The sequence below is a fragment of the Amycolatopsis rubida genome (assembly GCF_900115345.1).
In the GTDB taxonomy this organism is placed as follows: domain Bacteria; phylum Actinomycetota; class Actinomycetes; order Mycobacteriales; family Pseudonocardiaceae; genus Amycolatopsis; species Amycolatopsis rubida.
Genome location: NZ_FOWC01000004.1, coordinates 446,866 through 472,269, shown reverse-complemented (window position 1 = coordinate 472,269; position 25,404 = coordinate 446,866). Strand labels below are relative to the sequence as shown.

29 protein-coding genes are annotated in these 25,404 nt (G+C 70.0%); 16 read left to right on the top strand and 13 right to left on the bottom strand.

The features are described 5' to 3' along the window. Positions 1 to 61 precede the first annotated feature (61 nt). The 3 genes from BM362_RS19830 to BM362_RS19820 form a co-directional block, all read right to left on the bottom strand. Positions 62 to 958, bottom strand: a complete 897-nt coding sequence (locus tag BM362_RS19830) for a C1 family peptidase (RefSeq protein WP_067591587.1) — start codon at positions 956 to 958, stop codon at positions 62 to 64. A 327-nt stretch (positions 959 to 1,285) separates the two neighbouring features. Continuing rightward, positions 1,286 to 1,966: a TetR/AcrR family transcriptional regulator gene (locus tag BM362_RS19825; protein WP_093574131.1), complete on the bottom strand. Its 681-nt coding sequence runs from the start codon at positions 1,964 to 1,966 to the stop codon at positions 1,286 to 1,288. A 49-nt stretch (positions 1,967 to 2,015) separates the two neighbouring features. Further along, the gene (locus BM362_RS19820) at positions 2,016 to 2,588 is read right to left on the bottom strand and encodes a TlpA family protein disulfide reductase (RefSeq protein ID WP_093574130.1); all 573 of its coding nucleotides are present in this window, start codon (positions 2,586 to 2,588) and stop codon (positions 2,016 to 2,018) included. Positions 2,589 to 2,648: 60 nt separating this feature from the next. Between BM362_RS19820 and BM362_RS19815 the strand changes: the two genes are divergently transcribed. From BM362_RS19815 to BM362_RS19805, 3 genes are read left to right on the top strand one after another with little or no spacing between them, the layout of a single operon-like run. After that, positions 2,649 to 3,815 carry a sensor histidine kinase gene (locus BM362_RS19815; protein ID WP_093574129.1) on the top strand — a complete coding sequence of 389 codons (1,167 nt, stop codon included), beginning with the start codon at positions 2,649 to 2,651 and terminating at the stop codon, positions 3,813 to 3,815. A 17-nt stretch (positions 3,816 to 3,832) separates the two neighbouring features. Next, the gene (locus tag BM362_RS19810; protein ID WP_208865259.1) at positions 3,833 to 5,266 is read left to right on the top strand and encodes a BTAD domain-containing putative transcriptional regulator; all 1,434 of its coding nucleotides are present in this window, start codon (positions 3,833 to 3,835) and stop codon (positions 5,264 to 5,266) included. Next, a complete protein-coding gene (locus tag BM362_RS19805; RefSeq protein WP_093574127.1) occupies positions 5,263 to 5,670 on the top strand; it encodes a VOC family protein in 408 nt (135 codons plus the stop codon). The genes BM362_RS19810 and BM362_RS19805 overlap by 4 nt, the downstream gene beginning before the upstream one ends. On the opposite strand, the gene BM362_RS19800 is transcribed toward BM362_RS19805, so the two are convergent. The 7 genes from BM362_RS19800 to BM362_RS19770 all read right to left on the bottom strand — a co-directional run bounded on the left by BM362_RS19800 (position 5,648) and on the right by BM362_RS19770 (position 10,193). Beyond that, complete coding sequence (locus BM362_RS19800) at positions 5,648 to 6,541, bottom strand: hypothetical protein (protein ID WP_067591572.1); 894 nt, start codon at positions 6,539 to 6,541, stop codon at positions 5,648 to 5,650. The two genes, BM362_RS19805 and BM362_RS19800, sit on opposite strands and share 23 nt — an antisense overlap. Beyond that, positions 6,538 to 6,846 (bottom strand): type VII secretion target, encoded by a 309-nt coding sequence (locus BM362_RS19795; RefSeq protein WP_067591569.1) that lies wholly within the window; start codon positions 6,844 to 6,846, stop codon positions 6,538 to 6,540. Before BM362_RS19795 ends, BM362_RS19800 begins: the two co-directional genes overlap by 4 nt. Further along, positions 6,843 to 7,247, bottom strand: coding sequence for a YbaB/EbfC family nucleoid-associated protein (locus BM362_RS19790; protein WP_369806016.1), 405 nt, complete (start codon positions 7,245 to 7,247; stop codon positions 6,843 to 6,845). Before BM362_RS19790 ends, BM362_RS19795 begins: the two co-directional genes overlap by 4 nt. Positions 7,248 to 7,279: 32 nt before the next feature. Then, the gene (locus BM362_RS19785) at positions 7,280 to 8,074 is read right to left on the bottom strand and encodes an ESX secretion-associated protein EspG (protein WP_093574126.1); all 795 of its coding nucleotides are present in this window, start codon (positions 8,072 to 8,074) and stop codon (positions 7,280 to 7,282) included. Continuing rightward, a complete protein-coding gene (locus tag BM362_RS19780) occupies positions 8,071 to 8,397 on the bottom strand; it encodes a hypothetical protein (protein ID WP_093574125.1) in 327 nt (108 codons plus the stop codon). Before BM362_RS19780 ends, BM362_RS19785 begins: the two co-directional genes overlap by 4 nt. Before the next feature lie 16 nt (positions 8,398 to 8,413). Beyond that, positions 8,414 to 9,565, bottom strand: coding sequence for a WXG100 family type VII secretion target (locus BM362_RS19775; protein WP_093574124.1), 1,152 nt, complete (start codon positions 9,563 to 9,565; stop codon positions 8,414 to 8,416). 88 nt (positions 9,566 to 9,653) lie between these two features. Further along, entirely contained in the window at positions 9,654 to 10,193 is a 540-nt protein-coding gene (locus BM362_RS19770) for a PadR family transcriptional regulator (RefSeq protein ID WP_198545581.1), read from the bottom strand. A 70-nt stretch (positions 10,194 to 10,263) separates the two neighbouring features. Between BM362_RS19770 and BM362_RS19765 the strand changes: the two genes are divergently transcribed. The 7 genes from BM362_RS19765 to BM362_RS19735 all read left to right on the top strand — a co-directional run bounded on the left by BM362_RS19765 (position 10,264) and on the right by BM362_RS19735 (position 17,221). Next, complete coding sequence (locus BM362_RS19765) at positions 10,264 to 11,202, top strand: hypothetical protein (RefSeq protein WP_093574230.1); 939 nt, start codon at positions 10,264 to 10,266, stop codon at positions 11,200 to 11,202. A gap of 132 nt (positions 11,203 to 11,334) precedes the next feature. Further along, the gene (locus BM362_RS19760; protein WP_143132457.1) at positions 11,335 to 11,985 is read left to right on the top strand and encodes a superoxide dismutase family protein; all 651 of its coding nucleotides are present in this window, start codon (positions 11,335 to 11,337) and stop codon (positions 11,983 to 11,985) included. A gap of 72 nt (positions 11,986 to 12,057) precedes the next feature. Then, entirely contained in the window at positions 12,058 to 13,506 is a 1,449-nt protein-coding gene (gene mptB, locus BM362_RS19755; protein ID WP_067591548.1) for a polyprenol phosphomannose-dependent alpha 1,6 mannosyltransferase MptB, read from the top strand. A 179-nt stretch (positions 13,507 to 13,685) separates the two neighbouring features. Continuing rightward, on the top strand, positions 13,686 to 14,363 hold the full coding sequence (locus BM362_RS19750; protein ID WP_093574122.1) for a haloacid dehalogenase type II: 678 nt from the start codon (positions 13,686 to 13,688) through the stop codon (positions 14,361 to 14,363). A 26-nt stretch (positions 14,364 to 14,389) separates the two neighbouring features. Beyond that, on the top strand, positions 14,390 to 15,940 hold the full coding sequence (locus BM362_RS19745) for a hypothetical protein (RefSeq protein ID WP_067591542.1): 1,551 nt from the start codon (positions 14,390 to 14,392) through the stop codon (positions 15,938 to 15,940). A 79-nt stretch (positions 15,941 to 16,019) separates the two neighbouring features. Further along, positions 16,020 to 16,634: a ClpP family protease gene (locus BM362_RS19740; protein ID WP_067591539.1), complete on the top strand. Its 615-nt coding sequence runs from the start codon at positions 16,020 to 16,022 to the stop codon at positions 16,632 to 16,634. Beyond that, positions 16,631 to 17,221 carry a ClpP family protease gene (locus BM362_RS19735; protein WP_009073577.1) on the top strand — a complete coding sequence of 197 codons (591 nt, stop codon included), beginning with the start codon at positions 16,631 to 16,633 and terminating at the stop codon, positions 17,219 to 17,221. Before BM362_RS19740 ends, BM362_RS19735 begins: the two co-directional genes overlap by 4 nt. 89 nt (positions 17,222 to 17,310) lie before the next feature. Here the strand turns inward: BM362_RS19735 and BM362_RS19730 are convergent, their stop codons facing one another. Together BM362_RS19730 and BM362_RS19725 are read right to left on the bottom strand one after the other, a co-directional pair. Then, complete coding sequence (locus tag BM362_RS19730) at positions 17,311 to 17,658, bottom strand: helix-turn-helix domain-containing protein (RefSeq protein ID WP_067591536.1); 348 nt, start codon at positions 17,656 to 17,658, stop codon at positions 17,311 to 17,313. A 59-nt stretch (positions 17,659 to 17,717) separates the two neighbouring features. Beyond that, the gene (locus BM362_RS19725) at positions 17,718 to 18,125 is read right to left on the bottom strand and encodes a hypothetical protein (RefSeq protein ID WP_143132456.1); all 408 of its coding nucleotides are present in this window, start codon (positions 18,123 to 18,125) and stop codon (positions 17,718 to 17,720) included. Positions 18,126 to 18,252: 127 nt separating this feature from the next. Here BM362_RS19725 and BM362_RS19720 point away from each other — a divergent pair, with 127 nt between their 5' ends. From BM362_RS19720 to BM362_RS19705, 4 genes are all read left to right on the top strand, one after another. Then, complete coding sequence (locus BM362_RS19720; RefSeq protein ID WP_093574120.1) at positions 18,253 to 19,587, top strand: pyridoxal phosphate-dependent decarboxylase family protein; 1,335 nt, start codon at positions 18,253 to 18,255, stop codon at positions 19,585 to 19,587. 291 nt (positions 19,588 to 19,878) lie between these two features. Then, positions 19,879 to 20,259 (top strand): hypothetical protein, encoded by a 381-nt coding sequence (locus BM362_RS19715; RefSeq protein WP_093574119.1) that lies wholly within the window; start codon positions 19,879 to 19,881, stop codon positions 20,257 to 20,259. A gap of 173 nt (positions 20,260 to 20,432) precedes the next feature. After that, entirely contained in the window at positions 20,433 to 21,611 is a 1,179-nt protein-coding gene (locus tag BM362_RS19710) for an MFS transporter (RefSeq protein WP_093574118.1), read from the top strand. 14 nt (positions 21,612 to 21,625) lie between these two features. Continuing rightward, the gene (locus BM362_RS19705; RefSeq protein WP_093574117.1) at positions 21,626 to 22,438 is read left to right on the top strand and encodes an aldo/keto reductase; all 813 of its coding nucleotides are present in this window, start codon (positions 21,626 to 21,628) and stop codon (positions 22,436 to 22,438) included. Between the two features lie 385 nt (positions 22,439 to 22,823). On the opposite strand, the gene BM362_RS19700 is transcribed toward BM362_RS19705, so the two are convergent. Beyond that, positions 22,824 to 23,408, bottom strand: coding sequence for a dihydrofolate reductase family protein (locus BM362_RS19700; RefSeq protein ID WP_093574116.1), 585 nt, complete (start codon positions 23,406 to 23,408; stop codon positions 22,824 to 22,826). A gap of 71 nt (positions 23,409 to 23,479) precedes the next feature. Here BM362_RS19700 and BM362_RS19695 point away from each other — a divergent pair, with 71 nt between their 5' ends. After that, entirely contained in the window at positions 23,480 to 24,049 is a 570-nt protein-coding gene (locus BM362_RS19695) for a TetR/AcrR family transcriptional regulator (protein WP_067591515.1), read from the top strand. 76 nt (positions 24,050 to 24,125) lie between these two features. Then, the gene (locus BM362_RS19690; protein WP_143132455.1) at positions 24,126 to 25,376 is read left to right on the top strand and encodes a Dyp-type peroxidase; all 1,251 of its coding nucleotides are present in this window, start codon (positions 24,126 to 24,128) and stop codon (positions 25,374 to 25,376) included. Positions 25,377 to 25,404: the final 28 nt, after the last annotated feature.

Below are 25,404 nucleotides of genomic sequence, written 5' to 3'. Positions count from 1 at the left end.
CCCTTGAGGGAATCTGATTCCCTCAAGGGGCCCTTCCCGGCTTTTCGGGCGGGTGCGGGGGTCAGCTCTGGACGAGCTTGCCCATCGCGTTGACCTCGTCGACGTCGCCGGTGTTGAAGAACGACCACGGCACGGTCACGAAACCGCTGTCACCCCAGCTGGATCCCCAGCTGTTCTCGATCTTCACGCCCTGCTCGTTGTAGGCCACGATGGTGACCTCGTGCCCGCCGACGACCGGGTCGCTGTTCGAGTCGCCGGGCAGGTACGAGTAGTCGCTCGCGGTCGAGGAGTTCAGATCCATGAAGCTCTGGTGCACGGTGAACCCGATCGCGACCGGCTCGCCCTGGGAAATGGCGTTCTCGATGTCGGTTTTCGCCGCGTTGCCGCTGGTCGACAATTCGGTGTAGCCGGACAGCTTGTAGTGCGCCGCATTCGCCTTTTCGTTCTGGTCGGGCTGAGTCGTGTAGTCGAAATCGCCCTGCCAGTAGTCGGACTTGGTGTCGATGCCTTGCTTCTGTTCCATCGGCAGCGCGACGCTCGCCCAGGTGCCCTGGTCGTTGCCCTTGGCGATCTGGCTGTAGATGAACATCGGCGCCATCGGTCCGCCGTCGATGCCCTGCTCGTTCATCAGCACGCCGTAGCCGGTGTAGCCGGTGGCCCAGGTGACGCACGAGCCGACCTGGCCCTGGTCGCCGGGGGTGTTGGCGTACTGGGTGAGGTCGCCGCTGGAGGGAGCCTTGGCCGTGCCGAGCGGGTGCACCGGCAGCGCGGAGTTCGCGTGGGCGTGCTTGGCCGCCTTCGCGGCTTTCAGTCCGGCGATGTTCAGCCCGAGGCCGTGCTTCTGGTGCGCGGGGTGGTGCTGGGCGGCGGCCGCGGTGGCAGGGGTCGCGCCCATCGTCGCGGCCAGACCGGCCGCGGCGAGCAGGGAAACGAGTGCGGACGTTTTTCTGATCTGCATTCTCAGACTCCTTGTGGGCATGCAGAAAAAGAAATCGGAAAGGGTGGGGATAGTGGATCCGAACACAGCAAAGGTAGATCGTCGGAAATTTTCCGGGAACCTACGAAAGGAGGGATCGCATCAACTGTCGAATTGAAGCGGATCGATCAAGCGGACATTTCACCCGTTATCGCCGCTATTCCGGCGTACCGGTCCATGATGGACTCGGGGCACACCCCTGCCCCGGCAGTGGTTTGAACCATTCAGCCGGGTTCTCCGCTGCCGCGGACGTTCGTAAGGGCCACCCTGCGGGAATCTGATTCCCGCAGGGTTCCCCTCACGGACCACTCAGTCGGGCAGCGGGGTCGTGCGCGCGCCGTTGAGCAGGGCGTCGATCGCCCACCGGGAACGCGTGTCCGCGTTGCCGGAGAACAGGTTCTCGCTCGCCGCGGCGATGTTCGGATACGTTTCGGGCGAGAGTCCGCGGACGGTTTCGGCGAGCGCGTCGTGCTGCCGTTCCGCGTCCGGGCGGTCCTTGCGGGTGCTGTGCTCGACCGCGCTGGCGGTGGCGACGAGCAGCAGCAGGTCGACCGTCCACGCGGCCGGGCCGGACGGAACCCCGGCCTCGGCGAGCAAGCCGAGCACGGTGTCGACAACGGCGAGGTAGTTCGGCCCGTTCAACGGGGTCACGAGCGCGACGCGGGCGAGGCCGGGGTGGGCGTACAGGACGTCGCGGTAGGTGGACATGACTGTCCACAAACGACTCCGCCAGTCTCCTTCGGCGGCGCTGGCGGTGGTGGGGACTTCGCCGAGGAGTTCGTCCAGCACCGCGGCGTGGAGTTCGTCGGTGTCGCGGACGTAGACGTAGAGCGAGGCCGGGCCGGTGTCCAGTTCCTTCGCGAGCCGCCGCATGGTGACGCGCTCGGCCCCTTCGCGGCGCACGACGTCGAGAGCGGCCGCGACGATGCCTTCGCGGCTCAGCGCGGGCTTGGCGGGACGTTCCCGGCGGTTGTAGCCACTCGCGGTCATCCGCCCATGGTAGGCGCACGCCGCCCGAACGGTCTGGACCTTGGCCGGCCTACTCGGCGAGCACGCTGTCCAGGGTGGGCTGGACGTCGGTTCGCAGGACCGCGCCGAGGTAGACGGCCGCGACCCGCTGCCGTTTGTCGACGATCAGCGAGATCGGCACCGCGCTCAGCGGGAGGCCGCGCAACTGCAGCGCGACCCGGCCGGACGGATCGAAGATCGACTCGTAGTCCAGTCCGAGGTCCTTGACGAAGTCCGCGGCGTACTTCGGGTTGTCGCGGACGTTGATGCCGAGCACCCGGATCCCGCGGCTGCGCCCGGAGCCGACGATGGCCTGAAGAGTACGCGCTTCGGCGCGGCACGGCCCGCACCAGGCGCCCCAGAGGTTGAGCAGGACGACTTTGCCGGAGTAATCGGCCAGCGAGAGGTCCCGGCCGGGTTCGCGCAGGCTCTGGCCCTTGAGGTTCGCTACCTTTTTGCGTTGCTCCACGGGATAGTGGATGGTCGTCTGCCCGCCCGGCGAGACGAATTCGAAGGTGTCTGATTGGCTGACCGCGTCCTTCCCGGTCGCGCACGCGGCGAGGGGGAGCAGGGCCAGCAGGAGGAAGAGACGGGCGAGGCGCACGCGGCATGGTATCGCCGGTACACCGGGCGGCTTCCGACGCGGTTTTCTAGGCTGGACCTCGTGTGGGAGACAGCGCGGGACCGGTTGCGGGGCAGGCTGGCCGACGGCTTGGCCCGGTCCGGGCTCACGCTGCCCTGGTGGGTTCCGATGGGGACGACCGCCTTCACGGTGATCGGGCTGGTGGTCGCGGTCGGGCAGCGGGCCGGGACCGCGCTTCCGGTCGCGATCGCGGGGTTTCTGCTGGCCACGGCGTCGACGCTGCTGTGGGTGTGCACCGGGCGGCTCGCGCCGTCGTGGATGAAGGCGCTCGGGATGCTCGCCGGGATCGGGCTGCTGCTGACGTATCCGGTGGTGCCGGACTTCGCGCCGATGCCGTTGATCGTGCTCGCCGGCGAACTGGGGTCCATCGCTTCGGCGCGGGTCGCGTTCGCGGCGACCGGCGGGGCGATCGCGGTGCTCGGGGCGGCCGCGTCGACCGTCGGGCTGGTCGGGTTTCCGGTGTACCTGCTCGCGGTGGTGGTCGGGATGGCCGCCGGTTTCATGTTGCGGTGGTACGTGCGCGCGCTGGACGCCGAGCGCGGCAAACAGGAAGCCGTGCGCGAACAGGCGATGCTCGGCGAACGGCAGCGGATCGCGCGCGAGGTGCACGACGTCGTCGCGCATTCGCTGAGCATCACGTTGCTGCACGTCACGGGCGCGCGGCATGGGTTGCGCACGGATCGCGACATCGACGAAGCCGTCGCGGCGCTTGCCGAGGCGGAGCGGATCGGGCGGGCGGCGATGGCCGATATCCGCCGCACGGTTGGATTGCTCGCGCGGGAGCCGGCGGGGACGCGGCCGTTGCCCGGTGCGGGCGACATCGCGGACCTGGTGGCCGAAACGTGCGCGGCCGGGCTGGTCGCGGACTACGAACTGGAGGGCGACGTGACCGCGGTCGACAGCACGGTGGGGCTGGGGCTCTACCGGATCGTCCAGGAGTCGCTGGCGAACGCGGTCAAACACGCGCCGGGGGAGAAGGCGTTGGTACGGCTGGAGATTGCTGCGGCGGACGCGCGGTTGACAGTCCGCAATGGACACAACGGCGCGGCCCGCGACCGAGGCGGCTCGGGGTTGGCGGGCATGACGGCGCGTGCGGATCAGCTCGGCGCGCGGCTGGCTGCCGGAGTTAAGGACGGCGAGTGGGTCGTCGAGGTGACAGTGCCGTTGGCGCGCGGGGCCGCGTCGTGACCGTTGCGTTGGATGAGATGCGGGTCTTGCTCGTCGACGATCAGGAGCTGGTGCGGTCCGGGTTGCGGTTGATCCTTCGGCGTCGGGACGGGTTCTTCGTGGTAGGCGAGTGCTCGGACGGCGACGAGGTCCCGGCCGCGCTCGAAGCGGCCGGCGGGGTCGATGTCGTGGTGATGGACCTGCGGATGAAGCGCGTCGACGGCATCGAAGCGACGCGACGGCTGCGCGCGTCCGGCCCGCGCCCGCCAGTGCTCGCGCTGACCACGTTCGACGACGACGAACTGCTCGCCGGGGTGCTGCGCGCGGGCGCGGTCGGATACGTGCTGAAGGATTCCCCCGCGGAGGACCTGATCCGCGCGGTGCGAGCGGTCGCGATGGGCGAGGCGTGGCTCGATCCGGCGGTCACCGGCCGCGTGCTCACGACCTACCGCGAGGCGGCCGCCGATCGCCCGGCGCTGCCTTCCGGAGTGCTGACGCCGCGCGAAATGGACGTGCTGACGGCGGTGGCGCGCGGCTTGACGGACGCGGAAATCGCCGGAACGCTGGGGATTTCCGCGAGCACGGTCGAGGCGCATTTCGAGCGGGTGTGCGCGAAACTCCGCCTCCGCGACCGGGCGGCGGCCATCGTCTACGCCTTCGACCACGGCCTGGTCGCCCCCGGCGCCGCCCCCGCTCCGATCGGCCCGGACTCGTTGCGCTTCAGCGTGCTCGGCCCGTTGCGGGCTTGGCGGGGACCGAACCTGCTGGACCTGGGCCCGGTGCGGCAACAAGCGCTGCTCGCGGCGCTGGTCCTGCGCCCCGGCGAGACAGTCAGTCCAGGGGAGTTGCTCGACGGCGTGTGGGGCCTGGAGCCGCCCGGCACCGGTGGCCGGGTGGTCCCGGTCTACGTGCATCGCCTGCGGAAATGCCTGCGCGGGGCTGGCGAACGAAGGGAAGACTCGGTCATCGGCAGCGACCGCGGCGGATACCGCTTCGCCGGGGAGCGAGCACGACTGGACGTCACCGAGCTGACCGACCGGATCGCGGAAGCCGCGATCGCCGCCCGCGGCAGCGACCCGGCAGCCGCGGTCGACGCCTACGACGGCGCGTTGGCCCTGTTCCACGGCGAGCCGCTGGCCGGGTTGCCCGGCCCGTTCGTCGAGGGGGAACGCGTACGCCTGACCGAGCGGCGGCTGACATTGGTGCAGGAGAAGGCCGTGCTGCAGCTGAAACTGGGGCGAACCGACGACGTGGTGCACGAGCTGTCGGCGTTGCTGGCGGTGTATCCGCATCGGGAACCGCTGGCGGTGCTGCTGATGCGGGCGCTCCACGGCGGCGGACGGCGGGCGGACGCGTTGGCGGTGCACCGGCGGATGCGGGAACGGCTGCGGGCGGACCTGGAGGTCGAACCGGGGGCGGAGCTGGACCGGGAACTGCGAGTGGTGCTCAGCTCGGATCGGGGTCCCGCTTGAGCGCGCACGGGACCCTGCACCATGTCGAGTTGTGGGTGCCGGACCTCGGCCGCGCGGTCGCGTCGCTGGGATGGCTGCTGGAAGAGCTGGGATATCGGCGGTTCCAGGACTGGGACGCCGGGCGCAGCTGGCGGCTCGGGCCGACGTATCTCGTGGTCGAGCAATCCCCGGCGCTGACCGCGGACCGGCACGACCGCTGCCGGCCGGGGCTGAACCACCTGGCGTTTCACGTCGAGGACGCGGCGACGGTCGAGCGGTTGACCGCCGACGCCGCCCGGCACGGGTGGCAGCTGATGTTTCCGGAGAAACATCCCCATGCCGGCGGCGCGGAGCACTATGCCGCCTACCTGCAGAACGACGACGGCTTCGAGGTCGAACTCGTCAGCTCTGCCGGGCCGAGCTGACCGGAGTGCGCGGGCGGTGCTGATCTGAGTACTGGGAATCGGCCGAGTCGTCCGAGTAGCGCGAATCCGCCGGATACCGCGACGCCGGATACTGCGAATCCGAAGAAGAACCCGTCCCCGGCTCCTCCCCGGAGCTGCTCTTCGAAGCCTCGCTGAGCTTCGTCATGAGCTGCGTGGCGGCCTCCAGCCCCTGGGTCACCGAAGTGATCAGCTGCAGCAGATTGTCCGAATCCGACAGCAAAACCCCGAGCTTCTGCGCGATCTGCCCGCCGTACTGCGTCGCGATAGCCACTGCCTGCGGGATCGCCGCCGCGATGCTCGCGCCGAAGGTCGCCTGCGCGGCGGCGAAGGCCTGCGTCATCAGCTGGATGATCTGCCCGGCAGCCTCCGAAATGAGCCCGCCGACCTCCTGCTGCGCCTTCGCGACGACCTTCCCCGCCCCGGTAGCCGCCTTGGCCATCGCGATGCCTGCCTGGCCGACGGCCTCGACGCAGTCCGCGTGCTGCGAGCTGTTGTCGCGGTAGCTCGAAGCCGAAGAACCGCTCCACCCCGACGTTTCCGGACCGCTCGACTGCCGGTAGTCATCCGCGACAGACGACACCTGCTGGCCGCCGCCCTCCATGCCCTGCGAGTGCGACGACACCGAATCCGGGTTGCCCTGCAACTGTTTCAGCGGTTCTTCCAGGAACCGCACCAGTTCGGTGATCATGCCGAAGCCTGCGGAAGTCAACGCGGCGAGCGGGTCCTGCGACGCGCCGAGCAGGTCGAGCGCGGTGGTCGCGCCGCCGAGTCCGGCGGAGACCCAATCGTGGTTCTCGACCGCCTGCGTGGTGGTCTTCAGGTCTGCCAGGAGCTGGCCGGAGTCGGTCACGGCAGGTCCTTTCCGGGCAGCGAGGCCGCGTTGCCCTGGTCGCGACGCTCGTAGCTTTCCGCGGCTTGCGTGAGGTTCGCGCTCACTTTGTGCACAGTGGACGATGCATGCGCGACGGCGTCGTTGGTCTGGCCGGCCGCTGACTGCAGGCCCGCGGTGAGGAACTGCACGAAGACGCCGAGCGTCTGGTCGCCGAGCCCGGACGGGGCGCTGCGGGCGACATTGCCGAGCCGGTCGGCCAGGTCGCCGACGGCGGCCGCGTGCCGGCGCAGTTGCGCGGGGTCGACCTCGAAGCCGGCGGTCACGAGATGATCCCCGGGTTCGCGAAGTAGTCGTCCTCGCGCGGAGCGGCGGGAGCGGCCTCGACCGGCAGGTTGTCGCGGACGAGCTGGAGTGCGGGGCCGTCGCCGACGTAGTCGGTCATGATGTCCACGACTCGCGCCCCGGCCTGGCGGTGCGCGTCGTGCACGGTCGCCAGGATGAGCCGGGCGAGCGCGTCGGCTTCCAGCGCGCGGGCGGCGGGGCTCAGCCGCAGGTCGGTCAGTGCGCCGCTCGGGCCCACTTCGACCTCGACCTCGCCGCGTGGGGACGCGGCCCGGCCGGCGACGCGGCTGAGGCTCGCGCTCGCGGCCTCGGCTCCGGCCCGCATCCGGGACAGGTTTTTCTCGTAGTCGGCGAGCCAGGCCGCCGAGTCTTGGATCGGCACGGAAGATCCTCCGGTCGGTTTCGGTGCGGTCATCACGGCCGCCGCGCGGCGGTGGCCAGCTCGCCGAGGGCGAAGCGCAGGTCGGCCCGGCGCAGCGAGTTCACGCTGAGCCAGCCGTCGCGCGCGGGGTTGATCCGGACGCGGCCGCGCGGTCCGTCCATCCAGGACAGTTCGCGGCCTGCCCTGGTGCGCCCGTCGCGGGTCGCGCCGAGCTGGCCGCGGCCGGTCAGCGGGACGACCAGGCCGACGAGACTGTCCAGCGCCGCCGGGTCTCCGCCGCTGTCGTGGACGAGGTCGCGCAGCCGGTGCGCGCGGGAGGCGTCGTCCTCGTCGTCGGTGAGTGCCATCGCCTCCTTGACCGCGTGCGCGGGCAGCGTGACCGGCATCGTGCGGGCCGCCTCGACCTTCGGGATCTCCGCGAGCACGGCGTCCACCAGCGCGGTCTCCTCCACCCGGCGCACCGACAGCGTGCCGGCCGCGAGCCGCTGACGGCAGATCAGCGCTGAGGACCGATAGACGAGTGCGGTGACGGCGGTCGCCCCCTCGGCGTCCGCCACCACCAAATCGACGATGCCGCGGCGTTCGCGCAGCGCGGCCACGGCTTCCGCGGCGAGGCCGTCCGGCCCGGATTCGTCCGCGAGACCGCGCGCTCGCAGTGCCTGTCCCGCGGTGGCGAACAGAATCTCGCGCTCGCCCTCGATCCGCCCGTAAGACGGCACCTGCAACGGAAACGGCCAGCTCGCCCCGGCGTGCGCGGCCAGCAGGCCGGCCTCGACAAGTCCGATGTGGACGGTCTCGTCGCCAGTGCGCGGCGCCACGGCGGTCATTCGGCTTGCCGTTCGAGTCGCTGGAACGCTTCCCGCACGCCGGATTCGTGGTCCTGGTAGCGCCGGATACCCGCCCGCAGTGCCTCGTGGAATCCGGTCAGCTCGGTGTCCGCCGCACCCAGTTCGCCGGCGAGCCCGGCGTGCCCGGCGGCCTCGCGCAGCCGCTGTGCCAGGTGCAGTGCGGGCGGCGCGGTGCCGAGCTGCGGGAGCCGGTCGGCGAGCCGCCCCGCCGAACCGACGAGTTCCCCGGTCTGCTCGCCGAGTCTGCCGAGCGCGGCGACCTGCCGGTCCAGTGCGTTCGGGACGACCTCGTGGCCGGTCATCGCAAGCTCCTGTCTTTCACAGCCCGATCACCGGGCTGATGGTCTTGTCCTCGGGGTGCAGGAGCGGCTGGTCGAGCACCGGCATCTTGTTCTTGTGCTCCTCTTCCTCCTCCTGCGCGGCTCCCGCGCCGCGGCCGGGCATCATGCCGTTGCCGTTGGCCGCGCGCGCGGCGGCCATCTCCGCCATCGCGGCGTTGCGGGCGAGCAGCGCGCCCTCCATGCCGAGCGCGGAGCGAATACCGGCGGACAGCCCCGATTCGACCGGGGCCGCGGCGGTCAGCGCGCCCCACGGCATGCCGCTGCCCGCGCCGGTCCCGGCTCCGCCGAGCGGACCGGCGTAGCTCGACGCACTGGTCGACTCGTCCGCGCCGTAGGAATCCGCTGTCGTCGACCCGGCGGGAGGCGGATTGATGGCGCGCGAGCTCTTGTGCAGGCTGGCTTCGTAGCGCTGCATCACGTGCACCGCTTCGGCTTTCTGCTCGGCCGCCGCGACATTCGCGGCGAACAGGCTGGCCCCGCCGCCCGCGACCGCGCCGATCGCCGCGCCCATCAACGCACCCGGACCGGCGCCGATCCCGCCCGCTCCGGCGCCGAGGATCCCGCCGATGACCGCGCCCGCACCCGCTCCGGCCGCCGCGGCGGCGACTGCGCCCCCAGTCGGGTCGCCCGGCGGCTTCGGCATGGTGTTGCGCGCGACGGCGAGCGAATCGCCCGCGTTCTGGGCCGCGCTGCCGACGGTCCCGGCGCGGTCGCCGATCCCGGACGCGCGCTCGCCGAGCGAACCCAGCCGTCCGGAAGCGCGTTCGGCGGCCTGTCCGCTCCAGTTCTCGTGCAGCGTCCCCTGCTGCGACTTGAGCGAATCGCCGTGCGAGCGCATTTCCGAACCGTGCCGCTGCCACTCCGCGGCGACCGTGCTGACGTCGCCGACGTCGGCCTTCTCCCACAGCATCTGGTACAGCTGCTGGTGCGTGTAGGCGTTCCAGTTGGTGCTGCCGGGCGGGACCGGGGCCCCGAAGTAGCCCTCCCACACGTTGCGCAGCGCGGACACCACCGGTTTGGCCAGGTCGCCGACCGGCCCCGCCTTGCCGAGTCCCGCGAGCGCCGAGTCCGCCAGGTTCTCCACCCCGGCCGACGCGGCGTCGGCCACAGATCCGGATTCGCCGGTCATACCCCCACCTTCGCCTCTGCCCGGCCGGCTGTCGCCAGGCACTCGCGCACAGTAAGGGGCGGCGATGAAATCACGATGAAAGCTGTGATCACCGGGGCGGGACGAGGTCTCCGCGCTCGATCCGGGCCGCGGTGCGGGCGAGCCAGTCAGCGTCGTGCCGGAGCCGGGAAACGAGGAAATGCGCCTCGATCATCTGCATCTCCGGCAAATCGGCGTTATCGAGCGTCGCGGACAGTTCTCGCCGCTGGCCGCCGACTCGCTCCGCCCGGTCGCGCAGCAGGGTCACCGCGCGGGCGGGCGGCAGCGCGCCGAGGTAGGCCAGCGCGATCAGGAACCGGGAATCGAGGTTCGGGTCGGCGTCGCGCAGCTGCCGTTCGATCCGTTCGCGGAAATCGGCGAGGCCCGCCTCGGTCAGCCGGACCGGTCGCGGATCGCCCTCGCCGTCCGGTTCGACAAGCCCGTTCCTGGTCAGCGTGCCGACCAGCGTGTACACGGTCGACGTCTTCGGGTTCAGGAACGGATAGCGCGTGCGGAGCTCGCGCAGGAGCGCGTACTGGTGGCGCGGGGTTTCCACGAGCAAGCCCAGCATCGGCAGCACGAGCGGGTTGTCGAGAGCGTTCGTCGGCACCGGTCCAGGGTAGCGCACCTTGGTCGTATACGAGTATGTTGCTCGTATACGACTACTGGAGGAGATGTTCATGATCGCTTTTGGCGTGTGGCCCGGCGTGGTCAGCACCGATCTGGTGCGGCTGGAAACCTTCATCGACGCGCCGCCGGAGGACGTCGAACGGACCGCGGAAGCGTTGCGGGACCTCGCGAAGGGCACGGAACGGTTCTATGTGCGGTGCTACCGCAACTACCGGGGGCCGTACGGGCCGACGCCGCCCAACCCGGTGCCGTATCTCGGCGACGGGCGGGCGGTCGACTACGTGCTCGGCTACGGCAGTTCGGAGGCCGATCCGGCCGGGTTCGCCGCCGCGGTGCGTGCCGCGGTTCGCGAGGTCGCCGAGTTGGGCGGCGGGAAACTGCAGGTCTGCGAGGAGGTCAACGTGGCCGCGCCGCTGGACGGCGGCAGTCCTGGTTGCTACGAAGCGCTCGGCGCCGGGCTCGCGGCGGCGCTGGACGAGCGGGCGCGGTTGGGGGTCGACGTGGCGATCGGATTCAACGCCGCGGTCGCACTGCCCGGTGATCCGTTCTGGGCCGCGGTCCGCTCGGCGGTGGCTCCGCAGGTGCTGGCTCGGGTCGATTTCCTTGGCCTGGACTTCTTCCCGGACGTCTTCCGCCCGGTGCCTGCCGACGCGTTGGCCGGTGCGGTGACCCACGTCGTGCGGTCGTTCCGGGAATCCGCGTCGGCGATCGGAATCCCGGCGAGTGTGCCGATTCATATCACCGAGACCGGGTGGCCGACGGGACCGGAGAATTCGGAGGAGCAACAGGTTCGCGTGATGGAATCCGTGGCGCGCACAGTGTTCGGGCTGGCTTCCGAGGTCGGCGTGACCACGTACGAGATTTTCGGGCTGCGCGACGGATTGTCGGGCGGTCCACGGGAAAACCGGTTCGGGCTGCTGCGGGACGACTATTCCGCGAAACCGGTGTACGAGACGGTGAAGCGGCTGATCGCCGAATATTCTTCCTGACCGGAGATTCGCGAAAGATGGACATTCCGCCGCGCGCAGGACCCGGTTAGTGCCATCTGGCCCCTGGCCACGGGGAAGGCGAGGCCCGATTCTGGATCGGTCAGAGATCACCAGTGCCTTCAGGGAGATACCGTGCGCAGAAAGAAGTTTGTGGCAGGCGCGTTGGGTGCCTGCGCACTGGTCATGGGCGTGGCGCCAGCGGCCAGCGGTTACGTCGGCGAGCAGTTGCCCGACACCGCCCGGCAGCCCGCCGGGGCGGCTTACCGAGGCGGCGATGCCGCCTCCGCCACGCTGAAGGACGCCAAGGGCAACGAGGTCGGCTCCGCGTGGTTCACCACCGACAGCCGTGCGCACGCCGTCTGGGTCGAGGTGTACCTCACCGGTCATTTCCCGCCCGGGTTCCATGGCATGCACGTTCACGAAAAGGGAAACTGCACCGTCGGCGATCCGACGAACCCGTTCACCGCGGCGGGCGGGCACCTGATGCCGATGGACCACCACACCGGACTGCCGATCGGGCAGCTGCCGCCGGTCCAGGTGCGGTCGAACGGACGCGGGTATATCAAGTTCGTGCTGGACACCTTCACCCTGGATCAGCTCTTCGGTCCTGCCGGGACCGCGATCATCGTGCACTCGAAGCCCGACAATTTCGCGAACATTCCCGCCGACCGCTACAGCGTCCGGGGCGACCCCAACGCGCCGGTGCCGGACGAGAAAACCACGGCGACCGGCGACGCGGGCTCCCGGTTCGCCTGCGGTGTGATCACCCGCGACCAGAACTGAGTTAGTCCTTTGTGGACTTAAGCTCAGGGTGGTAGCCGGGGTCGCGGAGGCGGCGGCTACTACGATCGACGCATGTCTAGTAAGGCGGTCACGCTCTCGCGGCCCGTGCGGTTCTTCAGTTTCGCGTCCGCGGCGAGTCTGCGCTGGACTGGCTTCGGCGGGGTGCTGCTGCTGGCCGTCGCGGTGTACGCCGGGGCCGCCGGGATGTCCGGGGTCCTGCCGTTCGCGGGCGGGATCGCCGGCGTCGGGCTGGTGGTGCTCGCGTGGGCATTGCTCGGCGGGCGTGTCCTTGCCTCGGACCTCCCCGGCGCGGGCTGGCTGAAGTGGACGCTCGCGCTGTGGTGCGGGCCGTTGCTCGTCGTGCCGCCGCTGTTCAGCGGGGACGTCTTCAGCTATCTCGCGCAGGGTGCGGTGGCCGCGCACGGGTTCGATCTCAACGTCGTCGGGCCGCGGCAAGCACTGGGCTCAGCGTCGGACATCGTCGGCCGGGTCAGCGTTTACTGGCGCGAGACACCGTCGCCGTACGGGCCGTTGTTCGGTGCGGTAGAGCGGGTCATCGCGCAGGCGTCCGGCGGGAATCCGATCGTCGGCGTCGCACTGCATCGGCTGATCGAGGTGGCTGGGCTCGTCCTGATCGCCTGGGCGGTGCCGCGGCTGGCGGCCGCGGCGGGAGCGGCACCGCGAGTCGCGTTGTGGCTGGGCGTGCTGAACCCGCTGGTTCTGTGGCACCTGGTCGCCGGGACGCACAACGACTCGCTGATGCTCGGCCTGATGGTCGCGGGCGTGGCGGTCGCGCTGGAAGCGCTGGGCGATCGGATTCGCTGGTGGCCGCTCGCGGGCGGGGTGCTGCTCATCGCGCTCGGCGCGGAGGTGAAGGTGCCCGCGCTGGTCGCACTGGCCGCGGTCGGAACGGCGATTGCCCGCCGCCGCGGGCGGATCGGCGAATTCCTGCTCGCCGGCGCGGCGATGGTCCTCGTCTTCGCGGCGGTGTCCGCGGCGGTTTCGCTGGCGTCGGGGATCGGGTTCAGCTGGGTGCCGGCGCTGACGACCTCGGGGGAGGTCAACAGCTGGATGGCGCCGACGAACTGGTTCGGCTTCCTCGTCGGCGGCGTCGGTTCGCTGTTCGGCGCGCACATCACGCAGACGATGATCGGTGTCGGCAAGATCATCGGGTACGTGCTCACCGCGGCCGGGATCGTCGTGGCGCTGCGGCGGCAGTGGACCGGCCGGATCGACGCGGTCCGCTCGCTCGGGCTGATGCTGAGCGCGGTCGTGATCTTCGGGCCGGTTGTCCAGCCGTGGTATCTGCTGTGGGCGGTGATCCCACTGGCCGCGTCGCTGCCCGCCGGCCGCGTGCGGTCCGTGGTGAGCACACTCGTCGCGGTGTTTTCCGTCGTGCTTCCGCCGGTGGGCGGCAACTTCAGCGGACGCGTCGGGTTGCTGGTGCTCGCGTACGTGATCGGGCTCGCGGTGGTGGTCGCGGCGTTCTTCACGCTGCGGAGAACCTCCACGGTGGACTGACGCGGGCTGGGCCAGACCGGCTCGCGCGGACGCGCTGGCCTGCTCATGTCCACTGTGGACATTGAACAGCTCGCGAACACCGCGGACACGATGGCGCAGCCGCGTCGGGTCCACGGTTGGGCCGCGGCGGAACACGGGCGCTGGTTGCCCGGTGCGGAACGTCCGGATAGGTTGCGATCATGGATATCGAGGTGCTCGTGTTCGACGTGCTCGGCACGCTCGTCGACGAACCGGCCGGAATCCGCGCGGGGATCCGGAAGCTCGCGCCGTCGCTCGCCGCCGCGGAGGTCGAAGAGCTGCTTTCGGTGTGGCAGAAGCACGTCGAGCAGGAGCAGGTCCGCATTGTCGCCGGGGAACGGCCGTACGTCGCGAGTGATGTCATCGACCGGGAAGCCGCGCAGGCCGTCGCCGACGCAGCCGGTACTGGGGACGCCGCCGAATTGGCGCTGGCGGCCCGCCGGCTGCCGCCGTGGCCGGACACGGTGGATGGCCTCGCCCGTCTTGGCGAACGATTCGCGCTGGCCGGGCTGTCCAACGCGAGCCGGACCGTACTGCTCGATCTGTGCGCGAACGCCGGACTGCGGTGGCACACCGTGCTGTCCGCCGAGGACGCCCGCACCTACAAGCCCGCTCCGGACGTCTATCGCCTCGCCATTGACGTCGCCGGCCGCGCGCCCGAGCGGTTGCTGATGGTCGCGGCGCACGCTTGGGACCTGCGCGGGGCGCGGGAAGCCGGGTTCCGGACCGCGTACGTCAGCCGCCCGGTCGGCGACCCGCCGGGGCCGGCCGATCGGTTCGACTTCCACGCCGGCGGACTCGCGGACCTCGCCGATCAGCTCGAACACGGTCGCGACTGAGCCCCGGACCGGGCATGATCTGAGGCGTGACCGCGCCCCGGACGACCGAGCTCAGCGACTTCGAACAACGTCTGGTCGAATCGGCTCGCGAAGGCGAACTGCTCGGCGCCGCCCAGATCGACGTCGCCGACCTCGCCGAAACCGAAAACCCGGACCATATCCTGCGGGCGCAGGTCCTCCGCGACCTGCTGCTCGGCAGGCACGGCGACCTCGATCCGCGCGGGATCATGCTGGCCAGGGCCCGCATCACCGGGCTGCTCAACCTCGACGGCGTCACCGCGGCCGCCGGGCTGATGCTGCTCGCCTGCGTGTTCGACCAGCCAGTGCTCGCGCGCCAGGCGAGGCTGCCGCACCTGTACCTGATCGGCGGGCGGATGCCGGGCCTGCACGCGTCGCGGGTGCGGATCGAGGGGGACCTGCACCTGTCCGACGGCGTGCGGATCACCGGGGACAGTACGGACGGGGCGATCCGGCTGATCGGCGCGCACATCGGCGGGAGCCTGCTGTGCCGGGACGCCGACATCACGAACCCGGCCGGGCTGGCGCTGGAGGCGAGTTCGGCGGAGCTGGGCAGCGGGCTGTATCTGCACCGGGGAACCCGGATCACCGGCTCGTCGGCCGACGGCGCGATCCACCTCAACGGCGCGTGCGTCGGCGGTCCGCTGGAGTGTCAGAGCATCAAGGTTTCCAACGACCTCGGACCGGCCGTCGAGGCGGACACCCTGACAGTCGGCCGCAGCATGCTGATCCGCGATTCGGAGCTGAGCGGCAAGGGCGAGATCGGCGCGGTGCGGTTGCAGGGCGCGCAGATCGGCGGGCAGCTCGAGTTTTCCGCGACCACGCGCGTCACGTCGCCGGAAGGACGGCTGCTCGGGCTCTCCGACGCGAAAGCGACCACGGTGTTCATGCCGGACGAACTCGTGTGCCCCGACGGCAGCACGAGCGCCGAATGCGGCCATTCCGAGCTGGCCTGGCTGGACGGGTTCACCTACGCCGCCATCGATCCGTCGTTCGGCTGGCGGCGGTGGCTGCACCTGCTTCGCTGTCACACCGAGTACTACGACGCCACCGGTTACCAGAAGCTGGCGGCCGTCGAACGGACCGCGGGCCACGACGGCAACGCGCGCACCATCCTGATCGCGCAGCAGGACGACCTGCGCCGCCGTTCGCCGGAAGCGCTGGGCGGACGGATGTCGCGGCTGTTCCACTGGATCTGGGGTGCGCTGGCCGGATACGGCTACCGCGCCCGGCGCACGGCGGCGGCGTTGCTGCTCGCGCTCGTCGCGGCCGGAGCGCTCGGACTGTGGGCTGGGGCGACCGAAACCCAGCCTGGACATCATGCGGCGCAACGGGTCGCGACCGGTGCGGCGTGTTCCCCGGTGGAGCTGATCGGGCTGGGGCTCGACCGAGGCTTGCCGATCGCGCCGACCGGCTTGCGGAGCCGCTGCGACCTCGACACGGCCAGCGCCGCCGGGCAGGTGTTCACCGCGGCGATCTGGGGAGTGCAGGTCGCGGTGTGGGGACTGGCGACGCTGGCGCTGGCCGGGTACACGAACCTGGTGCGCAAAACCGCCTGACTTTCCGCGCTGCTCACAGCAGATCTGCCGTCGGCAGAGAAAGCGGACGCGACGGGCGCCGCGGCGGCAAGGTCGAGGCATGACCAACGAATCGACTCCGCCGATGTTCGACCAGCGGCTCCGGGAACGATTCCTGAGCCAGCGGGTCCTCGTACTGGACGGCGTGCTCGACGACGACAACGGGACGGTCCTCGCGACCCAGATGCTGTCCCTGGCAGGCGAAGACCCGGTCAAGGACATCGCGCTGTGGATCCACTCGCCCGGCGGTTCGGTCCCGTCGATGCTCGCGATCCGCGACGTGATGCGGCTGGTGCCGTGCGACGTTTCGACGCTCGCACTCGGATTGGCGTGCAGCGCCGGGCAGTTCCTGCTGTCCGCGGGCACTCCCGGGAAGCGCTTCGCCCTGCCGCACGCGCGAATCCTGATGCACCAGGGATCGGCGGGAATCGGCGGCTCGGCCGTGGAGGTCGAGGTACAGGCCGACGACCTGCGCTACACGCGGGACACCGTGCTCGGCCTCACCGCACAGGACACCGGACAGCCGTTCGACCGCATCTTCGCCGATTCCCTGCACGACCGGTGGTACACCGCCGCGGAGGCGCGGGACTACGGCTTCATCGACCAGATCGTCGACCGCCTGGAGCAGGTCGTGCCGGTGCGCACGCACGCGATGGGCCTGGGGGTACGCGCATGAGCACCTACACCATCCCGAACGTCGTGACCCGCAGCCCCGGCGGCGAGCGGATCATGGACGTCTACTCGCACCTGCTGTCGGAACGGATCGTGTACCTGGGCACGGCGATCGACTCCGGCGTCGCGAACGCGCTGATCGCGCAGCTGCTGTTCCTGGAGTCGGACAACCCGGAGCAGGAAATCAACCTGTACATCAACTCCGAGGGCGGCGACCCCGCCGCGATGCTGGCGCTGTACGACACGATGCGCTTCATCAAGGCCCCGGTGGCGACGACCTGCGTCGGCCAGGCAGTGGCGACGGGCGCGGTACTGCTGGCCGCCGGCGCCGCCGGCCGCCGATCGGTGCTGCCGCACGCTCGGGTGGTGCTGCACCAGCCCGCCGCACAGGGGCGCGGGACGATCCCGGACCTGATCCTGCAAGCGGACGAGGTGATCCGGGTCCGGACGCAGCTGGAGGAGATCACGTCCCGGCACACCGGCCACGACGTGGCCGAACTCCGGCACGACACCGACCGCGACCGTGTTTTCGACGCGGCCGGGGCAGTGGAGTACGGGCTGGCGGACCAGGTGATCGAAGCTCGTCCGTGAGGCGGGGCGCGGGCCGGTCTGGGGGTCCGGCCCGTGGCTTCACGCCTCGGCTCCGGCCGCCGTGGGCACTGGCCCGGTGGCGGGTCGGCTCAGGCGGCCATGAGCACCGGCCCGGCCGGACGCCGCGCAGGCCGCGGTCCGGCCACGCTGATCCGCCGCAGGTCTCCGGCGATCCCGCTCAGCAGACCGGCCAGGCCGACCCCGAGCGCACCGGTCACCGCGGCGATCATCTCGCTCGACGGTTCCTTCCGGCCGCGTTCGATCTCGGACAGGTACTGCGGCGAGATCCCGGCGCGCTCGGCGACGTCGACGAGCCGCTCGCCCTGGTTTTCCCGAGCGGCGCGGAGACTGCGGCCGAGCACCTCGCGCCACAGGGGTTCCGCCTCGTCGTCCCGGGCGGGGGCGCGGCGCTGGTGGAAAGGAAGGATGTCCGCCATAGGCCCAGCCTGGCATCCGCGCGGCCTTCGGCGACAGCGGTTCCGCTCTGGGCAGAACGTCAGCCCGCGACTTGATTGCCGAGCATGATCACGCCGAGCACCAGCGCGATCGCCGACACCCCGATGCCCACTCCCGACACCGGCTTGCCCGTGCGCCGTCCGACGACGCCGGCGAGTCCGCAGGCCAGCCCGGCCAGCCCGAACGGGAGCGCGAGGTACGCCCGGACGCCGGTCAGGTCGATCGGCAGCAGCGGGACCACGCAGCCGAGGACGCCCAGCACCAGCGACAGCACGCCCAGCCAGACACCGTTCGCCGGAGCGGGCAGGGCAGGCGGATAGGGGGAGTAGCCGGGGTACTGCTGGGCGTTCGGCTGAACCGGCCATGGCTGCGGCCGCCCGGTCCACTGCGCCGGTGGGTGTGCGGGTCCGGCCGGCGGCATTCCCTGCGGACGGGGTTCGTCAGGCATCGGAAAGCTCCTCACCGCGCGAAAGAAACGTCGTCACACCTTAGAGCGCGGGCGCGCGAAGCCCAATCCGCTTCCCGCCAGTCGGTAGGGTGCCCGAGGAAGCAACCCGCGACCGACGAGGTGACGCATGGACCGGCGCGAACTGATCGACCAGGCTCTCCGCGGGGTCGAGGCCTGGGAACGCAAGTGGGGTCCGTTCACCCCGTCCCCGGCGAGCGAACCGGACGTCGATCTCCCCGCGCTGCTCGACGACTACGCCGCCCGGATGGACGCGTCCTTCCCCTTCTTCCACCCCCGTTACGCGGGCCAGATGCTCAAACCGCCGCATCCGGTCGCGGTCGCCGCTTATCTCGCCGCGATGGTGGTCAACCCGAACAACCACGCGCTCGACGCCTCGCAGGCCACCTCGCCGATGGAGGTCGAGGTGATCGCGGACCTGGCCCGGATGTTCGGGTTCGCGCGGCCGTCGCTCGGCCACCTCACCTCCAGCGGAACGATCGCGAACCTCGAAGCCCTTTGGGTCGCCCGGGAACTGGCTCCCGGCAAGGCAGTCGTCCACTCGCGGGACGCGCACTACACGCACGGCCGCATGTGCCAGGTGCTCGGCGTGGAATCCCGAGCGGTGCCAGCGCTTCCCGACGGGCGCGTTGATCTGTCCGCCGTCGAAGCGGAGGTCCGCGGCGGCGGGGTCGGCACGGTGGTGCTGACCCCGGGAACGACCGGGCTCGGGGCGGTCGACGACATCCAGCAGGCCCTTGCGCTGAAGGAACAGTACGGAGTCCGCCTGCATGTCGACGGCGCGTACGGCGGGTTCTACACCTTGCTGGGCGAGTACGAGGCCTACCGTGCGATCGGCTCGTGCGATTCCGTCGTCGTCGACCCGCACAAGCATGGGCTTCAGCCGTACGGATGCGGGGCGGTGTTGTTCGCCGACCCGGCGGTCGGCCGGTTCTACCAACACGATTCTCCTTATACCTACTTCACTTCCGACGAGTTGCACCTCGGGGAGATCTCCCTGGAATGCTCCCGTTCGGGCGCTGCCGCGGGCGCACTTTGGCTTACCCTGCAAGCCTTCCCGCTGGAACGCGACCATGGCCTCGGCCGGTTGCTGGCCGCTTGCCGCCGAGCGGCGAGCGACTTTGCCGGACTGCTCAGGGAATCCGACCGTTTCGCGTTGCACCTTGAGCCCAGCTTGGACATCGTCGCCTACTGGCCGCGCCGGGCCCGGATGAGCGAGATCACCGAAGCCGCCAACGCCATCCTGCGGAACGGCATGGCGGACAAGGACAACCCGCTGTACCTGTCCACTTTGCGCGTTGACGCGGATGCGTTCGCCGCGCTGCATCCGGACGTCGAACGGGACGCCGAGACCGTCACCATTCTCCGCTCGGTGCTGATGAAACCCGAGCACGAGGCCTGGATTCCGCAGCTCAAGCAAGCGCTGGACCGGTTGGCGGAGTGAGTCCCGGACAGCGGGACTGACCCGCTCGATCCGGACGGACCGCCGGTTACCTCGGTCGCAGAGCGGTCGAGGGGGTATTACGTCGCGATCGTCGTGGCGATCGCGCTCCTGACCGAGAACGCCAACTTCTTTCGTCCGGGTGGGCCTGCCCGACATCGCCGCCGCCTTCGGGACCGGCCAGGTGGCGCTGGTGATGACCGTCGTCCTCGTCGCGTCGCTCGTGTTCCTCCCGATCGCCGGGAAACTCGCCGGCTCGCTGGCCCGGGGTACTGGCTTTTCCTTACCGGACGTGTGCTCCAGTCCGCTTTCGTCGTCGCGTTCGGCGGTCCGCTGCTCGGCGGCGGGATGGCAGTGCTCGTGCTCGGCCTGGTCGAGAAGGTGTATCTCGGTTACGCAGTGGCGCTTTCGGTGGTACTGCTGCTTGTGTCGGGCACCGCCATTTTCGTCACCACCGCCAACAGTTCCGTGCTCATCCCACAGTTGCTCAGGACTCCGCACGTGCCCGGGATCGCCGAACGCGGTCTCGGCATGAACGCTCTGGAATACGGTGTGAGCTACGGCCTGCCGTTCGGTCTGGCCGGCGCGGCCGCGGGTTATGCCGCTGGATGGGTGTGCCGGAGATTCGCGCCGAGAACTGCTCCGATTCTGTCGCCGCTGCGGCTTGCGCCGTAGGAGTCTCCGTTGCCCTGAGTTCGCCGCCCGGGCCGCGTCCTCTCCTCGTGCCTCCCCGGGCCGCCAGCAACTGTGACTCTCATCAACAACAAGCGCCAACAACATGCCGCGTATGCAACTATTGCCAAGGCCGACAAGCGGCACCAACACGTAGACCAAGGAGACGCGGGCTCATGCCACTGGCACTGGTAGCGCTGGCCATCGGGGCGTTCGGGATCGGCACCACCGAATTCGTGATCATGGGCCTTCTCCCCGAGATCGCCGCCGACTTCGGAGTGTCCATCCCGGCCGCGGGGCTTCTGGTGACCGGGTACGCGCTCGGGGTCGTCGCCGGAGCGCCGGTGATGACCATGCTCGGCACGAAGATCAATCGCAAGACCATGCTCATGCTGCTCATGGGCCTGTTCATCGCCGGGAACCTGCTGTCGGCGGTCGCGCCCGTGTTCGGGGTCATGCTCGCCGGGCGGATTGTCGCCTCGCTTGCGCACGGGGCGTTTTTCGGGATCGGCTCGGTCGTCGCGGCGGAGCTCGTCGCGCCGGGCAAGCGGGCCGGGGCGATCGCGATCATGTTCACCGGGCTCACGGTCGCCAACATCGTCGGCGTGCCGCTCGGCACGTTCGTCGGGCAGGCGGTTGGGTGGCGGGTCACCTTCGGGATCGTGGCGGCGCTCGGCGTCGTCGGGCTCGCCGGGGTCGCGAAGCTGGTGCCGGACCTTCCCCGGCCCGAAGGGGCGCATTTGCGCAAGGAACTGGCCGCGTTCCGGAACGTCCAGGTGGTGCTCGCGATGGCCATGACGGTCCTCGGCTTCGGCGGGGTCTTCGCCGCGATCACCTACATCGCCCCGATGATGACCGAGATCGCCGGATACTCGGCGGGCGCGGTGACCTGGCTGCTGGTGCTGTTCGGCATCGGCATGTTCCTCGGCAACCTGACCGGCGGCCGGTTCGCCGACCGCAAGCTCATGCCGATGCTCTACGTCAGCCTCGGCGGGCTCGCGATCGTCCTGGCTCTGTTCACCGTCACCGCGCACAGCAAAATCCTCGCCGCGGCAACGATTCTGCTGATCGGTGCGCTCGGCTTCGCCACTGTGCCGCCGCTGCAGAAGCGCGTTCTCGACCAGGCACACGGCGCGCCGACGCTGGCGTCCGTCGTCAACATCGGCGCGTTCAACCTCGGCAACGCGCTGTCCGCGTGGCTCGGCGGCGTCGTGATTTCCGCCGGATTCGGCTACACCGCACCGAACTGGGTCGGGGTCGCGCTCGCCGGTTCCGCGCTCGGCCTCGCCTTCCTGTCGGCCGCTCTCGAACGCCGTCCGCGCGTCGCGGCGACCGAACCCCTTGTCCAGCACTGAGAAAGGCAACTCCCATGAAGATCCGCCTCAACAACGGCGTCGAAATCCCGCAGCTCGGCTTCGGCGTCTTCCAAGTCCCGGACGACGAGACCACCGCCGCGGTGGCCAGCGCGCTTGAGGCCGGCTACCGCAGCATCGACACCGCCGCGATCTACGGCAACGAGGCAGGAGTCGGCCGCGCCATCGCCGAGTCCGGGATCTCGCGCGACGACCTCTTCGTCACCACCAAGCTGTGGAACGAAGACCAGGGCTACGACTCCACCCTGCGCGCCTTCGACGCCAGCCTCGCGAAACTCGGTCTCGACTACGTCGACCTGTACCTGATCCACTGGCCGGCACCCGCCCGCGACCGCTACCTCGACACCTGGCGCGCCCTGGAACACCTCGCCAAGAACGGCCGCATCCGCGCCGCGGGCGTGTCCAACTTCCAGCCCGCCCACCTGCGCCGCCTGCTCGACGACAGCGGCCTCGTGCCCGCGGTCAACCAGATCGAGCTGCACCCCGGTCTGCAGCAGGCCGAACTGCGCGCTTTCCACGCCGAGCACGGCATCGCGACCGAAGCGTGGAGCCCGCTCGCCCAGGGCGCGGTCCTGACCGACCCGGCGATCACCGAAATCGCCGCGCGCACCGGGAAATCCGCCGCGCAGGTGGTGCTGCGCTGGCACCTGCAGCTGGGCAACATCGTGATCCCGAAGTCCGTGACTCCCGCCCGGATCCGGCAGAACCTCGACGTCTTCGACTTCGAACTCGCCGACAGCGACCTCGCCGCCATCGCCGCCGCCGACCGCGGCCTGCGCACCGGGCCGGACCCGGATCAGTTCACCTGACGGATCGCCGCGAGGCAACGGAAAACCGCTTCCTCGACGCCGCATCAGATGCACGCCAGGCACTCGATGCGGCGATTGACCCTCCGGGCGCGGCTCGGTCCAGGCAGAGGTGGCGATGCGGGGCAGTTGGGTGTGGTCGCTGTGTCGGTCGAGGCGGAGATGTGCGGCAGCTGGGCCTGGGCCGCCGTGTCGGTCGAGGCGGAGATGTGCGGCAGCTGGACCTGGGCCGCCGTGTCGGTCGAGGTGGAGATGCGGGGCAGTTGGGTGTGGTCGCTGTGTCCGCCGAGGCGGAGATGTGTGGCAGCTGGACCTGGCCGCTGTGTCGGCCGAGCGCGGGCCGGCCTGGCCGATCCGCCCCGGAAAGCCGCGGCCACCGCCAGTCCGCCTAGTTTCGCACAAGCCGGGTCGCCGTGACCCCGTTCGGAAATGCCGTCCGTTCCGCCACCGAAAACACCGTCGGGTCGAACCCGCCGTCCACCATCGGGATGCCCGCACCGGCCACCACCGGATAGCTCTTCAGCACGATCTCGTCGATCTCCGGCAGCAGCGCCCCGGCCAGTGTGCCGCCGCCGCACAGCCAGACGTCCTTTCCGGTTTCCTCCTTCTTCAGCTCTCTCACCAGGCCGACCGGATCGCCGGGGACGACGGTCACCGCCGGGTCGAGGTCCGGTTTCAGGGTGCTCGACACGACGTACTGGCGCAGGTGCGCATAGGGACTGGGGATGCTCGGATCGAGTTGATGGGTCGCGCGGCCCATCAGGACGGTGTCGAACCGGCGGTTCGGGGCGTCCTCGACACCGGCGACGGCGCGGAAGGCGGTCGGGACGGTTTCCGGGTACAGCGTGCTCATGAATCCCATATAGGCGGCGGTCTGCTGGGCGTCGCCCTGCGGGAAGAAGTCGAACTCGCCCGCGGGGCCGGCGATGCGGCCGTCGAGGGTGACTGCGATGTAGTACACGAGCTTTCGCATCTGGTAACTCCGTTTGTAGTACTATGTATGAAGTGGTTTGAACCATACAACTACAACTGGAGTGGTGTCAAATGGTGCGGAGGAACGACCAGCGGCGGGCTGCGCTCGTCGACGCGGCGATCGAGGTTCTGGCGCGCGAGGGTGCGCGCGGCCTGACATTCCGGGCGGTCGACGGGGAGGCCGGCGTGCCCGCGGGTACCGCGTCGAACTACTTCGCCAACCGCGACGAGCTGTTCACGCAGGCCGGGGCTCGGGTGTACGAGCGGCTGCAGCCGGAGGACGACTCGCTGCCGCCTGGGCTCGGGGACCGGAAGTCGTATGCGCGGCTGATGCGCGAGCTGGTCAGCCGGATCGCGGCGTTTCGCACCGGATATCTGGCGTTGCTGGAGCTCAGGCTCGAGGCCACTCGGCGGCCGGAGCTGCGGAGGGTGCTGACGGAGCGGGTCCGGGCCGATGTCGAGGGGAACGTCGCCTACCACGTGGCGTCCGGGCTTCCCGGCGACGCCACCGCGGTCAAGCTGCTGATTCTCGCGTTGAACTGGTTGATCGTCGAACAGCTGACGTTGCCGGACGTTTTCTCCGAAGCGGAACGGGAGCAATTGATCACCGAGGCGGTCGAACGGATCATCGGCCCCGAATAGGGGCTATCCGGGAGAAAAGGAACCGGTTCCCGGTCCGCTCCCGACCGGCAATTTAGGTTTGCCTATCGTAATCTGCGTGCAGTGGGCAGACGCGGTTCCGAACCTGATGATCGGCTTGCGCGAAGGGCTGGAAGCAGGCCTCGTGGTGAGCATCCTGCTGGCCGCGCTGCGCAAGATCCGGCGACCCCAAGACAGTGCGGCAGAAGCGGTTTCCACCGTTCCGGTGTGGCTGGGCGCGGTGACCGTGGCGGGCAGTTTAGCCGCAATTCTCACCTTTTCCACCGATGTCCTTTCTTCCCGGGCGCAGCAGATCGTCGGCGGCTCGTTGAGCGTGCTCGCGGTATTCCTCGTCACCGGCATGGTGTTTTGGATGCGGCGGACCGCGATGGGGCTTTCCGCGCAATTGCGCGGCGAGGTCGAACGCGCGGTGGCGATCGGCGCGGGTGCGCTTGCGCTCACCGCGTTCCTGGCGGTCGGCCTCACTGTCACGGTTTCGTTCGGCGCGAGCCTCTTCGATCGCGTCGGCCTCGCTGCGCGGAAACCGAAAAAGCTGACCCCGATGAAGATCTTCCCGGACGACGCGCCGGAAGCCGCCTGGATGCACGGGGATCTGCTGATCCAGCTGTGCGCCAACAACCCGGACACCGTGCACCACGCGCTCCGCGACCTCACCCGGCACACCCGCGGCGCGATGCAGCTGCGGTGGAAGATGCACGGTTACAACCCGCCGCCGCGACCGTCCGGCGCGGGACGGAACCTGCTGGGGTTCAAGGACGGCACGGCGAATCCGGTCGGCGGCGAGGCGGGCGGGCTGGTGTGGGTCGATGATCCGGCCGAGCCCGCGTGGGCGCGCGGCGGCAGCTACCAGGTGGTGCGGCTGATCCGGATGCTGGTCGAGTTCTGGGACCGGGTGTCGATCAACGAACAGGAGAAGATGTTCGGCCGCCGCCGCGATTCGGGCGCCCCGCTCGACGGCCACGCCGATACCGACAACCCGGACTACGCCGCCGACCCGAAGGGCGCGGTGATCCCGCTGACCGCGCACATCCGCAAGGCCAACCCGCGCACGCCCGCCACCGGCGACCAGTGCCTGGTCCGCCGCCCCTACAACTACGACCTCGGCGTGGACGCGAACGGGGAACTCCAGGCCGGGCACGTGTTCGTCTGCTACCAGGAGGACGTGCGGCGGCAGTTCGAGACGGTGCAGCAGCGGCTGGCCGGCGAACCGCTGGTGGACTACGTCCAGCCGTTCGGCGGCGGCTACTTCTTCGCGCTGCCGGGCGTCCGCGACCAGGTCGACTGGTACGCCAGCGGTATGTTTAGTTAGGCTAACCTTGCTTATGGTGGCCGAGATG

Excerpts from the sequence above, each read along its gene's own strand:
- BM362_RS19730 (WP_067591536.1), bottom strand. The coding sequence starts at position 17,658 with ATGGCGGACATCCTTCCTTTCCACCAGCGCCGCGCCCCCGCCCGGGAC.
- BM362_RS19810 (WP_208865259.1), top strand. The coding sequence starts at position 3,833 with ATGCGGGTCTTGCTCGTCGACGATCAGGAGCTGGTGCGGTCCGGGTTG.
- BM362_RS19700 (WP_093574116.1), bottom strand. The coding sequence starts at position 23,408 with ATGCGAAAGCTCGTGTACTACATCGCAGTCACCCTCGACGGCCGCATC.
- BM362_RS19710 (WP_093574118.1), top strand. The coding sequence starts at position 20,433 with ATGCCACTGGCACTGGTAGCGCTGGCCATCGGGGCGTTCGGGATCGGC.
- BM362_RS19740 (WP_067591539.1), top strand. The coding sequence starts at position 16,020 with ATGACCAACGAATCGACTCCGCCGATGTTCGACCAGCGGCTCCGGGAA.
- BM362_RS19825 (WP_093574131.1), bottom strand. The coding sequence starts at position 1,966 with ATGACCGCGAGTGGCTACAACCGCCGGGAACGTCCCGCCAAGCCCGCG.
- BM362_RS19735 (WP_009073577.1), top strand. The coding sequence starts at position 16,631 with ATGAGCACCTACACCATCCCGAACGTCGTGACCCGCAGCCCCGGCGGC.
- BM362_RS19725 (WP_143132456.1), bottom strand. The coding sequence starts at position 18,125 with ATGCCTGACGAACCCCGTCCGCAGGGAATGCCGCCGGCCGGACCCGCA.
- BM362_RS19765 (WP_093574230.1), top strand. The coding sequence starts at position 10,264 with ATGATCGCTTTTGGCGTGTGGCCCGGCGTGGTCAGCACCGATCTGGTG.
- mptB (WP_067591548.1), top strand. The coding sequence starts at position 12,058 with ATGTCTAGTAAGGCGGTCACGCTCTCGCGGCCCGTGCGGTTCTTCAGT.
- BM362_RS19780 (WP_093574125.1), bottom strand. The coding sequence starts at position 8,397 with ATGACCGGCCACGAGGTCGTCCCGAACGCACTGGACCGGCAGGTCGCC.
- BM362_RS19785 (WP_093574126.1), bottom strand. The coding sequence starts at position 8,074 with ATGACCGCCGTGGCGCCGCGCACTGGCGACGAGACCGTCCACATCGGA.
- BM362_RS19750 (WP_093574122.1), top strand. The coding sequence starts at position 13,686 with ATGGATATCGAGGTGCTCGTGTTCGACGTGCTCGGCACGCTCGTCGAC.
- BM362_RS19830 (WP_067591587.1), bottom strand. The coding sequence starts at position 958 with ATGCAGATCAGAAAAACGTCCGCACTCGTTTCCCTGCTCGCCGCGGCC.
- BM362_RS19720 (WP_093574120.1), top strand. The coding sequence starts at position 18,253 with ATGGACCGGCGCGAACTGATCGACCAGGCTCTCCGCGGGGTCGAGGCC.
- BM362_RS19695 (WP_067591515.1), top strand. The coding sequence starts at position 23,480 with ATGGTGCGGAGGAACGACCAGCGGCGGGCTGCGCTCGTCGACGCGGCG.
- BM362_RS19775 (WP_093574124.1), bottom strand. The coding sequence starts at position 9,565 with ATGACCGGCGAATCCGGATCTGTGGCCGACGCCGCGTCGGCCGGGGTG.
- BM362_RS19705 (WP_093574117.1), top strand. The coding sequence starts at position 21,626 with ATGAAGATCCGCCTCAACAACGGCGTCGAAATCCCGCAGCTCGGCTTC.